Annotated in this window: 10 protein-coding genes; 3 read left to right on the forward strand and 7 right to left on the reverse strand. The window is 70.8% G+C overall.

Annotation, left to right across the window (positions count from 1 at the left end):
* Positions 1-18 precede the first annotated feature (18 nt).
* The gene (locus ACF08N_RS26980; protein ID WP_392327273.1) at positions 19-2,706 is read left to right on the forward strand and encodes an ATP-binding protein; all 2,688 of its coding nucleotides are present in this window, start codon (positions 19-21) and stop codon (positions 2,704-2,706) included.
* 12 nt (positions 2,707-2,718) lie between these two features.
* On the opposite strand, the gene ACF08N_RS26985 is transcribed toward ACF08N_RS26980, so the two are convergent.
* Both ACF08N_RS26985 and ACF08N_RS26990 read right to left on the reverse strand, forming a co-directional pair.
* Positions 2,719-3,645, reverse strand: a complete 927-nt coding sequence (locus ACF08N_RS26985) for a GNAT family N-acetyltransferase (RefSeq protein ID WP_392327274.1) — start codon at positions 3,643-3,645, stop codon at positions 2,719-2,721.
* A gap of 29 nt (positions 3,646-3,674) precedes the next feature.
* On the reverse strand, positions 3,675-4,244 hold the full coding sequence (locus ACF08N_RS26990; RefSeq protein ID WP_392327275.1) for a dihydrofolate reductase family protein: 570 nt from the start codon (positions 4,242-4,244) through the stop codon (positions 3,675-3,677).
* Positions 4,245-4,394: 150 nt separating this feature from the next.
* On the opposite strand from ACF08N_RS26990, the gene ACF08N_RS26995 reads away from it, so the two are divergent.
* Complete coding sequence (locus ACF08N_RS26995) at positions 4,395-5,012, forward strand: hypothetical protein (RefSeq protein ID WP_392327276.1); 618 nt, start codon at positions 4,395-4,397, stop codon at positions 5,010-5,012.
* 147 nt (positions 5,013-5,159) lie between these two features.
* On the forward strand, positions 5,160-5,720 hold the full coding sequence (locus tag ACF08N_RS27000) for a hemerythrin domain-containing protein (protein WP_392327277.1): 561 nt from the start codon (positions 5,160-5,162) through the stop codon (positions 5,718-5,720).
* A 114-nt stretch (positions 5,721-5,834) separates the two neighbouring features.
* Here the strand turns inward: ACF08N_RS27000 and ACF08N_RS27005 are convergent, their stop codons facing one another.
* From ACF08N_RS27005 to ACF08N_RS27025, 5 genes are all read right to left on the reverse strand, one after another.
* Positions 5,835-7,883: a glycoside hydrolase gene (locus ACF08N_RS27005; protein WP_392327278.1), complete on the reverse strand. Its 2,049-nt coding sequence runs from the start codon at positions 7,881-7,883 to the stop codon at positions 5,835-5,837.
* A gap of 63 nt (positions 7,884-7,946) precedes the next feature.
* Entirely contained in the window at positions 7,947-10,010 is a 2,064-nt protein-coding gene (locus tag ACF08N_RS27010) for a beta-galactosidase (protein ID WP_392327279.1), read from the reverse strand.
* A 39-nt stretch (positions 10,011-10,049) separates the two neighbouring features.
* Complete coding sequence (locus tag ACF08N_RS27015; protein ID WP_392327280.1) at positions 10,050-11,390, reverse strand: ABC transporter substrate-binding protein; 1,341 nt, start codon at positions 11,388-11,390, stop codon at positions 10,050-10,052.
* Between the two features lie 76 nt (positions 11,391-11,466).
* Positions 11,467-12,408, reverse strand: a complete 942-nt coding sequence (locus ACF08N_RS27020) for a carbohydrate ABC transporter permease (protein ID WP_392327391.1) — start codon at positions 12,406-12,408, stop codon at positions 11,467-11,469.
* A gap of 13 nt (positions 12,409-12,421) precedes the next feature.
* Positions 12,422-13,348 carry a carbohydrate ABC transporter permease gene (locus ACF08N_RS27025; RefSeq protein ID WP_392327281.1) on the reverse strand — a complete coding sequence of 309 codons (927 nt, stop codon included), beginning with the start codon at positions 13,346-13,348 and terminating at the stop codon, positions 12,422-12,424.
* Between the last annotated feature and the right edge of the window lie 15 nt (positions 13,349-13,363).

Consider the following 13,363-nt stretch of genomic DNA (forward strand, 5'->3'; position numbering starts at 1 on the left):
GTGAAAGCAGGGGGGCACATGCTGCAAGGGCGCACCGCGGAGCGGGAACGGATCGACCAGATGCTCGCCGGTGCCCGTCGGGAAGCCAGCAGTGCCCTGCTGATCCACGGCGAGGCGGGGATCGGCAAGACCGCGCTGCTCGACTACGCCGTGGAGCGGGCGGGCGGCATGCGGGTGTTGCGCGTCGAGGGCATCGAGTCGGAGATGGAGCTCGCCTTCGCCGGGCTGCACCAGCTGTTCCTGCCCGTGATGGACAGCCTCGACGCGCTGCCGGGGCCGCAGGCCACCGCCATGCGGGCCGCCTTCGGGCTCACCGACGACGTGGTCCGTGACCGCTTCACCGTCGGCCTCGCCGTGCTCACCACCCTGTCGGAAGTCGCCGGCGACGGCCCGCTCCTCTGCCTGGTCGACGACGCCCAGTGGCTGGACCAGCCGTCGGTGGACGCGTTGGCCTTCGCGGCCCGCAGGCTGAGGGCCGAGGGCATCGTGATGATCTTCGCTGTCCGCGACGGGGCCCGAGGGGCGGTCGTGAACGGACTGCCCCGGCTGCTCGTCGCGGGCCTCGACCGGGCCTCGGCCGCGGCGCTCGTCGGGGACCTGCCGCCCTATGTCGCGGACCGGGTCGTCGAGGAGGCCCAGGGCAACCCACTGGCCCTCATCGAGCTGTCGGCCGCGCTCACCCCGGCGCAGCGTGCCGGGCAGTTGAGCCCGCTGGCACTGCCCGGGGCGACGTCCCCGATGCAGAGCAGAATCCAGGACGCCTTCTCGGAGCAGATACACCGTCTGCCCGACGCCACTCGCACGGTACTGCTCGTGGCCGCGGCGGACGACACCGGCGAACTCCCCTTGCTGCTCAGGGCCGTCGACCGGTTGGGCGCCGCGATGGACGACCTCGACCCCGCCGAACGCTCCGGGCTGCTCTTCCTGTCGGGGACGGCGGTGCGCTTCCGGCACCCGCTGGTCAGATACGCCGCCTATCGAGGGGCCCCGCTCGCCCGGCGCATCGCCGCCCACAAGGCGCTGGCGGAGGCGCTGGACGAGGCCGGGGACGCGCATCGTCGCGCGTGGCATCTGGCCGCCGCGTCGACGGGCCCGGACGAAGGCGTCGCCGACGAACTGGAGCGGGTCGCCGAGTGGGCCGGCAGCAGGCAGGCGATGGCGTCCGCGTCGGCGGCGTACGAGCGTGCGGCCCAGCTCACGGCCGATCCGCAGAGGAAGGCGCGCCGGCTCGTCCGCGCGGCGCAGAAGGCCAGTGAGGCCGGTCAGGACGAGCGGTGCGGCGCCCTGGCCGACCAGGTGGCGCTGCCTCTCCCGGATCCGGGCTCGGCGGCGGACTTCGCCCGGGTACGGGCCGTCGTCGAGCTGGGATACGGCAGGCCGGAGACCGCCGCCCGGATCCTGGTCGAGTGCGCGGACCTGATCGGCCCCGGCAGCCCCGACGAACTTCCCACCCTCCTGGTCGACGCGATGCACGCGGCCTTCTCGTCGGGGAAAGCCGAACTGATCGCCGAGGTCGGCGCCCGCGCCCCGGACCTGCCCGTACTCGCCGTGCCCGCCCGGCTGTTCACCGGGGACGTGTCCGGCGCGCTGGAGGCCCTGCACGACCTCGTGCGCATCAGCCGCCGTCCCGGGACCGGGTTCATGGAGCGGCTGATGACCGGGATCTACTGTCACCTGGCCGCCGACCACGCCACGGCCCACGAGATCACCGCCGCGTCGGTCGCCCACTGCCGCGAACAGGGGATCGGCGGATGGCTGCCGACGACGCTGCACCTGCTCGCCCAGACCGAGCTGGCGCTCGGCCGGCACGATGACGCGACCGCCCACGCCACCGAGGCACTGCGGCTCGCCGAGTACTACGACCTGGCCCACCGGGCCGCCCACCTGCGGGCCGTCCTGGCGATGCCCGCTGCCGTCCAGGGCGAGGAGGAACGAACCCGCGACCTGGCGGAGGCGGCCCTGGACTACACCCGTCCGCGCGATGTCGGGCGGGGTACGGCGGACGCTCTGGGGGCGCTGGGACTGCTCGAACTCGGCCTGGGGCGGGCGGAGGCGGCTCTGGACCTGCTGGAGTCGGCGCAGCGGGAGGTGAGCCACCCGCTGCTGGCCCTCTCCGTGCTGCCCGACCTCGTCGAGGCGGCGGTGCGTGCCGGCCGTCCGGAGCGGGCGAAGGAACCGGTGCGTCTGCTCACGCACTGGGCCGAAGCCGCACACCAGCCGGCCCTCACCGCCCTGGCCCACCGCTGTTCGGCCCTGACCGGTCCGGACGACGAGGCCGAGCTGCATTTCGCGACGGCCGTGCGCCTCCACGAGGGCGGCAGCGGCTTCCAGCGCGCCCGCACCGAGCTGCTGTACGGGGAGTGGCTGCGCCGCCTGCGCCGCAAGATCGACGCCCGCGGCCATCTCCGGGAGGCGCTGCGCCTCTTCGAGACGCTCGACGCCCGTCCCTGGGCCGCCCGGGCTCGGGCGGAACTGCGGGCCGCGGGCGGGACCGCGGCTCCGACCGGGCTCGCGGACGGACGGATCAGCCAGTTGAGCCCGCAGGAACGCGAGGTCGTACGGCTGGCCGCAACGGGCGCGACCAACCGTGAGATCGCCACGCAGTTGTTCCTGAGCCACCGCACGGTCGGCCACCACCTCTACCGGGCATTCCCCAAACTGGGCATCACGTCGCGCAGCGAGCTGGCCGCGCTGCTGGCCTCATGACTGCTGCCGGTCTCATGACTCCGGCGCCGAGTAGATCATCCGGATCTGCGCGGTCCGGTAGCCGGCTCGCGCGAAGGCGGCGGCCATAGGTGCGTTGCCCGTGTCGGTGGTGGCCGTGATCAGCTCGGCTCCCGACTCCGCGTGGACACGGGTGATCTCGGCGAGGATGTCGTCGACGAGGCCCCGGCCGCGCAACTCGGGGACGACGCCCAGGTAGCCGACGTTGCGGTTGTACGGGGTCGCCGACGGGATCGCCAGCCCGGCGGCCTCTCCGTCCGGAGTGCGGGCCAGGCGCCACCACTCGCGCTTGCCCGGGCAGCCGAGATAGAAGTCCATCTCCTCCCGTGCGGTGGCCTCGGCGCCCTTGGTGGCCAGGTTCCTGCGGGTCTCGCCGTCGAGGCTGCCCACGGCTATCCGCCGGAACACCTCCAGGAACTCCTCGTCCGAGGCAGGGGCGAAGGTGAGCCGGCCGCCGGTGGCCGGGACGCCGGCCTCGGGCGTCCACTCCAGGCGCAGGCGCTCCACCTCGTCGGTGAGTCCTGCCGCCAGCGCGGCGTCGCGCCGCCAGGCCAGGGCGGCCGCGACGGCCGGGTCCTCGCGCCAGCCGTACGGCAGCGTCAGGTTGTAGAGGGGCGGTTTGCGGGCGCCCTGCTCGGCGAACGCTCTCAGACCGGTGGTGAGCAGCTCGGCCGCGACCGCCACGCGGTCGGTGACGGAGGCATCGACGTGCAGGCAGTCCAGGGCCACGGGGTGCTCACTGAGGGGCTGTCCCCACCACAGGGCCCGGGCCACGACCCGGCCGTCGTCCTCGGCGATCCAGGTCCACTCCGGCCGGTACATTCCCTGGCCCAGTTCGTCGAGGTACCGGTCGGTGGTGATCCAGCTGATGGGTTCGTCGACCGTCACTGCGGTCACGCGGTCGAGGTCGGCCTCGGTCATCGGACGGAACATCATGTGCGGCGCCTTTCCTAGAGCTTGACGTACGTCGTGATCGACGCACCGGTGGTGAAGACGCGGGAGTCGGTCAGTGCGAACCCGGTCACGTCGAAGGAGGTCTGGAACAGGGGGACACCGGAGCCGATGACCACCGGGTAGCGCTTGATGACCAGCTCGTCGATCTCACCTGTCAGTTGGCCGGCCAGAGCGGCTCCGCCGCACAGCCAGATGTCCATCCCGTCCTGTCGCTTGAGGTCACGGACGAACTCGACGGGATCACCGGAGACGATCTCCACCTCGGGATCCTGCCGGGTCAGCGTGCGGGAGAACACGTACTGCTTGAGGTGGGGGTAGGGACTGGTGATGCCGATCGCGAGTCCGGGCGCGTAGGTTCCGCGGCCCATCAGGACCGTGTCGAACTTCTTGTTGGCCCGGTCGGCGATGCCCATCGGTTCGCGCGCCTGGGCCGGCATGGTCTCGGGGTACTCGGCCAGGACCGCGGCCGCGAGGTCGCCCTCGAAAGCGAAGAAGTCGAACTGCCCGTCAGGGCCGGCGATGAAGCCGTCGATGCTGGAGGCTGCGTAGTAGGTGAGCTTGCGCATGCGGAAGACGCTTTCGATCGATGCCGAGGAAACGACGGCCGGAGGATTCCCGCCGCCGCTCTCCTCGCCGTGGTGCCGGCGAGGTGATGTCGTCGACGCTAGGACGGCCACGGGAGATCGGCATCGGTCACCGCGACGTAACCTGTGGCCATGAGTGACCACACCTGGGACGCCCTCAAGGCGACGGCGGTCGCGGAGGTCCGCCGACGCGCGGCCGTCATCGGCGAGATCACCGGCGTCACGCCGACGGCGGTGGACGGAGCGGAACGCTTCGCCTGGAACGATCGCGGTGGACAGTCGACCGTGTGGTACTTCGTGCCGGACGGTCGTGCGCTGCTGCTGACCTTCGACCACGAGACGGATCTGAACCTGTACGCCGAAGGCACCTACGCCCAGCAGGAGTCGCTGTACGGCGAGGTCCCCGAAGACCTCGTCCGGCTGGTGCGCAACCGTCCCGAGAACTACGAGTCCGTGAACCTCACGGATCCGGGGACGGGTGCGACGATCCACTGCGCCGGCGGCGTGTTCTGGTTCGACGGCGACCAGTGGCGGGCCGCCCAAGGATTCCTGGACCACTGCGAGCAGGAGGGTCTGGACCCCATGGGCGAGTCCGGATTCGACTACTGCCTCGACGGCTACCTGTTCGGCCGGGAGTTCACCTGCGAGGCGCTCGTCGAGCACCGGAAGGCCAACGGGTACGACGACGCCGCGGACGGCGCACTGGCCGCGATCCGGGAGGTCTTCACCCGGCACGGGTACGGAATGTGACCCGATTGGGCTCTCCGGCGACCGTGGGCGGCGGGGTAACGGTTGTGTGGGCTCGTCCGCCGCGACGCTGTGTCACGGCGGTCCACGTCACCGGTTCGTCCCGAACCGGTGCGGCCGGTGCCCGCCACCGAGGAGAAGGAGGGCGTCATGGGACACGGCGGAAACGTCATCGGGGAACTGACCACGGACCACCGCGAGGTCGATGCGCTGTTCGAGAGGATCGACGGGCTGCCGGCCGCCGACCCGAAGCGACGCGAGCTGGCCGACCAGCTCACCCTGGAGCTGGTGCGGCATTCTGTCGCCGAGGAGCAGTACCTCTACCCGGCGGTGCGCCGGTACGTCGACGGCGGTGACGACCTGGCCGACCAGGAGCTCGCCGACCACGCGGAGATCGAGCACATGCTCAAAGAGCTGGAGGCCTGCCGGCCCGTCGACGACCGGTTCGACGCGCTCCTCGCCGGGCTGAGGACATCGGTCACCTCCCACGTGCAGGAGGAGGAGAACCGCCTCTTTCCTCTGCTGGCCGACTCCTGCTCCGCGAACGCACTCGACGAGCTCGGCGGCAAAATCCGCTCCGCGAAGAGTGCGGCCCCGACGAGGCCGCACCCGTCCGGTGCCGACAGCGCGCCGGCGAACAAGATCCTGGCGCCCGGGGCCAGCATGGTCGACCAGCTGCGGGACATCCTGACCGGCCGCGGACACCACTGACCTGTCCCCCCGTGGCACAGGCCGGCGATGCGTCCGCGGCCGCTGTCCGGCGGGCGGTGGCCTGGGCAGACGGGCACACCCAGGACCACTGCGCGCCGTTGTGTCGAGCGCCGGTCACCGCCTGTCGGTCGGGGTCACGTCGGTCACCTTCCAGCGCTGGTTGGGGCCGGAATTGGGCTGCCAGGCCGTGACGGCGGCCCCCTCGTGCGTGGCCTGTCCGCCGACTTCGAGAAGCTTTCCGGTGGCGGCGTTGACGAGCGTCCAGGAGCCGTCTCCGGTGGTCGACCCGATCCACCGGGCGGCTGCGTCACGCCGGCCCGTGTCGGGTTCGAGGACCGGGACGTCGTCCCGGACGGCCAGGCGCTTGGCGCCCGCCGCGTCGGTGACGACGTACCGCTGCCGGCTGCTGGTGTCGTCGCCGCTGATCGGGTGCAGCCGCCACTGCTGTGCGGCGCCGGACGGGCCGTTGCCCGCGGTCCTGATCAGCAGGTGGGTGCCGTCGTCGGCGACGGTGAGCGCCTTGCCGCTCTGGACGCCGGTCAGTTCGTAGGTGTGGCCCTTCCGCAGCAGCGCCGCGTCCTTGGCGACGCCGGAGACACCGTCGACGACGAACGACGTCACCGACTGCGCGGGCACCGTGAAGGTCGCCTTCCGGCCGGTGACCGGGACGGCGTCGTGCCGCTCAAGCTTGCTGTCCGCGCTGGTCACCACCGGGGTGACGGTGGCATCCGCGGTGACCTGGCCGAACTTCGACAGGTCGATCGTCACGGTGCGGGCCTCGCCGGTGCTGTTCACGTGGACGACGGTGGCGGCGTCACCTGACCGGGAGACGGCGGCCGCGCTGGAGGTGTCGCCGACCTTGACGAGCCGGTCGCCGGGCTTGATGAAGTGGGTGAAGTTGCGGGCCGTGTCGAACTTCGTGTTCGTCCGGACGGGGCAGGTCTCCAGCGTGTCCCCCGCCGTGCAGCTGAACGGCACCTGGATGCTTCCCCAGTTGCCGCCCTTGGCGGACTCGCCGCCGGGCTTCATGCTGTCGTAGTCCTCGACGGGCTGCCAGAACACCCAGGCGCGCGGTTCGAGTTCGCGCAGGTCGTCGACGATGTGCCGGGCGAGGCCGAGGCCGGGCCGCATGTCGGTGAAGGACTGCCCGTCGCCCCAGTCGCCCTCGACCTCGCTCATCCACAGCGGTTTGCCGGCCGCCTTGGCGAGGTCGCGTACGGTCGTCCGGCCGCCGGTGCCGTAGGTGTGGACGTTCATCTGGTCGACGAGACGCTTCACGTCGGCCGGGTAGCTGTTCCAGTTCGTGGCGAAGGTGGTCGGGTTTGTCTCGTCCATCGCCGAGATCTTCGCGCCCGTCCGTGCCTCCTTCAGGGCGGGGGCGAGGGCGCGCAGGACCTTCTGCTGGAGCTCGGGGCCGATGTGCGCGCCTTCCTGGCGTCCGCCGACCGGCTCGCCGTCGGCTCCCAGCGTGGTCCTCCAGTAGCTGGTGTTGGGCTCGTTGAACGGGTCGACGGTGTCGACCCGGATGCCCTCGGCCTTCTCCAGGCGCTTCGTGGCGCCGGCCAGGTACGCGGCGAAGTCGTCGACGGACTCCGTCTTGAGCTGGTCCTTGCTCGCGTCGAAGCCACCCGAGACGTAGCCGCTCTCCGTCATGAACCAGGGCGGGGAGTTGCTGAAGGTCTCCCAGTGGTCGATGTCTGCCTTGATCCGGTTCACCCACCAGCGCTGACTGGCGTCGGCGTCCTCTTTCCAGTCCGCCGGATCGTCGGCGCTCCACCAGTCGGTGTCCTCGCGGGTGGTGCCCTCGGGCGCCTTCCACCACCCCTCGACCGCTCCACCGGCCCTCAGGTAGTCCTTCACGTCAGGGGCATTGCCGCCGCCGATGTTGTAGCGGGCGATGTTCAGGGCGAGTCCGTCGTCCCCGAAGAGGAGATCGGCGAGCTTCTCGCGGATCTCCGGCGGGTAGTCGCCGGTGGCGTTCGCGAACCAGACGAGGCTGGTGCCCCAGCCCTCGAACCTCTCCTGCCGGTACGAGGGATCCGGGGTGACCGTGACGGCGCTCGCCGCCGTCACGGGCGGGGCGGTGGCCAGGGCGGCTCCGCAGACCAGGGCGGCGGTGCCGACGAGACCGATGAGTCGTCTTGTGCGGGTACGGCGTGCCAACGTGTGCTCCCTGCTTCTTCGTTCGGGCGGACAGGTGGTACTGCGGTACTGCGGTGGTGCCGATCAGGAGGTGGGCTGCCGCAGGACGGCGACCCCGCGGGGCGGCAGGACGAGCCCGTCGCCGGCCGCGTGACCGTCGGGACCGACGAGCACGTCGCCGGTCGGACCGGGCAGCGCCACCGGCTCGTCGCTCCGGTTGACGAGGAAGAGGTAGCGGTTGTCCGCGTCGCGGCGGACAGCCAGCTCCACCAGCCCCCGTGCGGCTTCGGGGAGTTCACTGGTCACCCCGGCCGGGGCCAACAGCTCGGGCAGCAGATCCGCGAGTCCCCCGACGCCGAGTCGCGTGGAGACGTACGCCGCCGTGCCGTGGCCCGCCGTACGGCGCGTGACGGCCGGGCGGGACGCGTAGGTGCCGGTGCGGTACCGGGCGAGGACCTCGACGCCGGGCCCGGTGACGGTGATCCGGTCGGTCCACAGACGTCCGGTGGTGGAGGTGTCGAGGTCGACGGTGTCGCCGTCGGGCAGCGGCCCGAACTCCTCGATGCGGATGCCGAGCAGGTCGCGCAGGGCTCCGGGGTATCCGCCGAGCCAGATGTGGTCGTTCTCGTCGACGACGCCGGAGAAGTAGGTGGTGACGAGGTGGCCGCCGCCTTCGACGTAGCGTGTGAGCTCCTTGGCGAGCGTCGCGGGCACCACGTGCAGGACGGGGGCGATCACGACGTCGTACGGGGTGAGGTCGGTGCCGTGCGCGGGCACGACGTCGGCCCGGATGCCGAGGGCGAGGAGGGCGGAGTACCAGTCGAGGGCTTCCTGGTGGTAGTCGAGCCGCGAGGTGGGGTGGGAGTCCTGTTCGCTCGTCCACCACGAGTCCCAGTCGAACAGGACGGCGACGCGGGCCGGTTCGCGCTCGGCCCCGGCGACGGGCGCGAGCGCCCGCAGCGTCTGTCCGAGCTCGGTGACGGAGCGGAAGACCTCGCTGTCGGCTCCCGCGTGCGGCACCATCGCCGAGTGGTACTTCTCGGCGCCGGCCGCCGACTGCCGCCACTGGAAGAAGCAGACGGCGTCGGCGCCGTGCGCGACGTGCAGCAGCGAGTCGCGGACCAGCTCCCCCGGCTTCTTGGGCAGGTTGACGGGCTGCCAGTTGACGGCGCTGGTGGAGTGCTCCATCAGGAACCACGGGCGGTGGCCCGCGACGCCGCTGGTCAGGTTGGCCGAGAAGGACAGCTCGTCGCGGTCCTGCGGCCCGGGCACGACGTAGTGGTCGTTCGACACGAAGTCGATCTCGTCCGCCCAGTCGGCGTAGTCCATGCCCTTGGTGCCGCCCATGACCATGAAGTTCGTGGTGACGGGCACGCCGGGGGTGAGCTCGCGCAGCACGTCGCGCTCGGCCCGCAGATGGTCCTTGAGGGCGTGGGAGGAGAAGCGCTTGAAGTCCAGCTGCTGCGTGGGGTTGGGGTGCGAGGCGGCCAGGCGCGGCGGCAGGACCTGCTCCCATTCGGTGTACTGCTGGGACCAGAAGGCGGTGCCCCAGGCGTGGTTGAGGGCGTCGACGGTGGTGTAGCGGTGGCGCAGCCAGGTGCGGAAGGCGCGGGCCGCGTCGTCGGAGTAGTCGTAGACGTTGTGGCAGCCCAGCTCGTTATTGACGTGCCAGGCCACGAGGGCCGGGTGGCCGACGTAGCGCGTCGCCAGCTTCCGTACCAGGCGCAGCGCGTGCGTGCGGAAGACGGGCGAGGTCGGCCGCCAGTGCTGCCGCGCCCCCGGCCACACTGTCTCGCCGGTCGCGGTCACCGGCAGGATCTCCGGGTGCGCGGTGGTGAGCCAGGGCGGCGGGGATGCGGTGGCGGTGGCCAGGTCGACGCCGATGCCGCCCGCGTGCAGCAGGTCCATGACCTCGTCCAGCCAGCCGAAGTCCCAGGTGTCCTCGGCCGGCTGGATGCGCGCCCAGGAGAAGATCCCCAGGGACACGATGGTCACGCCGGCCCGGCGCATCAGCCGGACGTCCTCCTCCCACACCTCGCGCGGCCACTGCTCGGGGTTGTAGTCGGCGCCGTACGCGAGGCGCCGGGCGCCGTCGTCGCCCGGTGCGTACGGGAAACGGGACGGGAGGGGGGACGAGGGCGGGGTCATGCAGGTCCTTCCGGGTTCGAGTGGGGGCCTGACGGGCTGCTACTTCTGGACGGTGAAGCCCTGCTCCGTGCCGTACGTGGCGGAGGCGTCCTGCCACGCCTTCAGGCCCTGCGTCAGCTTCGTGCCGGAGACGTAGGCCTTGCCGACGGTGTCGTTGAAGATCGAGTTGGCGTACACCTGGAACGGCAGGTAGGTCCAGTCGGTGGGGACGTTCTTCGCCGATTCGGCGAACACCTTGTTGGCCTTCTGGCCGCCGAAGTACGGGAACTCGGTGTTCTGGAACGCCTCGGAGTTCAGGTCCGCGGTCGTCGCGGGGAACGCGCCGCCCTTGACGCGGGTCTGCACTCCCTTGCCGGAGTTGGCGTACTCGACGAAGGCGTAGGCGAGTTCCTTGTTCTTGCCGAGCGTGGGCAGCGCGAGCGAGCTGCCGCCGTTCTCGGCACTGGCGGTGGCGCCCTTCGTCCACTGGGGCAGTGGGGCGACGCGCCAGTCGCCGGAGGCGTCCTGCACGCCGGAGGCGAAGTTGGCGGGCATCCAGGCGCCGGTGGGCAGGGTGGCGATGGTGCCGTCGCCGAGCCCCTTGTACCAGTCGTCGGTCCAGCCCTTGACCGGTGCGACGAGCTTCTCGTCGATGAGCTTCTGCCAGGTGTCGGTGTACTGCTTCGCGCCGGCGTCGGAGAAGTCGATGCCGACGTTGGTGCCGTCGACCTTGTAGGGGCGCGAACCCGCCTGCCACAGAAGGCTGGTGGTCATGCCCGCGTCACCGATGTCGCTGGTGATGTACGCCTTGGGGTTCGCCTTGTGCAGCGTGCGGGCGGCCTCGACGTACTCGTCCCAGGTGGTCGGCACGGCGATCTTGTACGTGTCGAAGACCTTCTTGTTGTAGAAGAGCGCCATCGGGCCGGAGTCCATGGGCAGCGCGTAGATGCCGTCGCCGGACCTCACGGAGTTCCACGGGCCGGGCGAGTAGGAGTCGGCGAGCTTGTCGGCGCCGTACGCCTTGAGGTCCGTGACGGACTTGGTCAGCGCGTACTGGCTGAGCGCGTAGTACTCGATCTGGGCGACGTCGGGGACGCCCTTCTTCGCCGAGACGGCGTTCTGCAGGGCGGTGTAGGCGTCGTTGTTCGTACCGGAGTTGACCAGCTTCACCCGGACGCCTGGGTGCTCCTTCTCGAAGTCGGCCGCGACCTGCTTCAGGGTGGGCTCCCACGCCCACACCGTGATGGTGCCGCCCTTCTTCAGAGCCGCGTCGATGTCGGCCGAAGAGACCTGCTTCTGGTCGGAGTTGCCGTTGTCGGAGCCGCCGCATGCGGTCGCCGCGAGGGCGAGGGCGCAGACGAGACCTGTGCCGCGCAGCAGGCGGCGGAAGTGCTTGGGCATGGCGATGCTTCCACTTCGTCGTGGTTCCACTGGGGGACGTGCGAGCGGGGGCGGGGGACGGGGGCGGCCGCGGCGACTACTCCTTGACGCTTCCGGCGGCGAGCCCGGACTGCCAGTACTTCTGGAGCAGCAGGAAGGCGGCGATCAGCGGCACGATGGTGAGCAGCGATCCGGTGACGACCAGGTGGAAGACGGCCTCGCCGCCGGCCGTTGCCGCCTGGGCGTTCCAGCTCTTGAGGCCGAGGGTCAGGGGGTACCAGTCGGGGTCCTTCAGCATGATCAGCGGCAGGAAGTAGTTGTTCCACGTCGCGACCGTGGTGAAGAGCAGGACCGTGACGGTGCCGGGGGCGAGCAGCGGCAGGGCGACCTGGAAGAAGGTGCGCAGCTCGCTCGCGCCGTCGATGCGGGCGGCCTCCATCAGTTCGGCGGGAATCGCCTCGGTGGCGAACACCCACATCAGGTACAGGCCGAACGGCGAGATCAGCGACGGCACGATGACGGCCCAGGGAGTGTCGGTCAGTCCCATCGTGCTGAACATCAGGAACGTCGGGACCGCGAGAGCCGTGCCCGGCACGGCGACCGCGCCGATGACGACCGCGAACACCGCGCGCCTGCCGGGGAAGTCGAACTTGGCGAGCGCGTACCCGCCGAGGACCGCCAGGAAGGTCGCGCCGCCCGCGCCCACCACCACGTACAGCAGGGTGTTGAGGAGCCAGCGGACGAACACGCCGTCCTGGTAGGTGAACGTCTCGCCGATGTTGTCCCACAGGGCGAAGTCCGCGTCGAACCACAGGCCGAACGAGTTCGCCAGTCCCCGCTGCGTCTTGGTGGCGCTGATCAGCAGCCACACCAGCGGCAGGAGGCTGTAGAGAAGGACGACACCGGTGAGGACGGTCAGCAGGACGCTGCGCCGCGGGCGCCCCGGGGTGTGGCGGCGTGGTGTGCGCAGGCGCGGGGCGGCGGGGGCGGCGGCCGGCTTCGGCGCGGGCCGGGAGGCGGTGGTGGCGGTTCCGCTCAGTCCACTCATCGGTTCACGCTCCCTTGCGCATGCCGCGCAGCTGGACGACATAGGCGACGATCATGGTGATGACGCCCATGACGATGGCGACCGTCGCCGAGTAGTTGTGCTGCTGGCCGTTGAAGGACAGGGCGTACGTGTAGTAGTTCGGGGTGTAGTCAGTGGTGATCGCGTTGGGCGCCAGGTTCTGCAGGATGCTCGGCTCGTTGAAGAGCTGGAAGCTGCCGATGATCGAGAAGATCGTGGCGATGACGAGGGCGCCGCGGATGGCCGGGAGCTTGATCGCCGAGATGACGCGCCACTGGCCCGCGCCGTCGATCTCGGCGGCCTCGTAGAGCGAGTGCGGGACGACGCGCAGCGCGGAGTAGAAGATCAGCATGTTGTAGCCGGCGAACTCCCAGGTGACGATGTTGCCGATCGACGCCAGGACCAGATCGGGCGAGAGCGGGTCGGGCAGGTGCACGCCGAACGCGTCGTTGATGTCGCCGAGCAGGCCGAAGCGGGTGCCGTACATGAAGCCCCACATGAGGGAGGCGACGACGGCGGGCACCGCGTACGGCAGGAAGACGGATATCCGGAAGAAGTCCTTGCCGTACAGCCGCCCGCTGTCGAGGGCGAGCGCGACGAGCAGGGCGATGCCCAGCATGATCGGCACCTGGACGGCGAGGAAGAGTCCGACGCGGGCGACGCCGTCCCAGAACCGGCCGTCCTGGAGGGCCTGTTGGTAGTTGTCGAGGCCCACGAAGGTGGTGCCGCCGATGAGCCGGGTCCGGAAGAGGCTGAGACAGACCGAGTACGCGAGCGGTGCGAGGAACACCAGGGCGAAGACGATCACGAAGGGGCCGATGAACCCCCATCCGGCCCAGGAGCGGCGGGTGCGGCGCACCGCCGGCCTCGCCGGGCGGGGCCCTGCGGCCGCCGGCGGTTGAAGCGTCGTCATCTCGCGTCCCTCGCT

It is taken from the genome of Streptomyces sp. NPDC015127 (assembly GCF_043080095.1).
Lineage (GTDB): Bacteria > Actinomycetota > Actinomycetes > Streptomycetales > Streptomycetaceae > Streptomyces.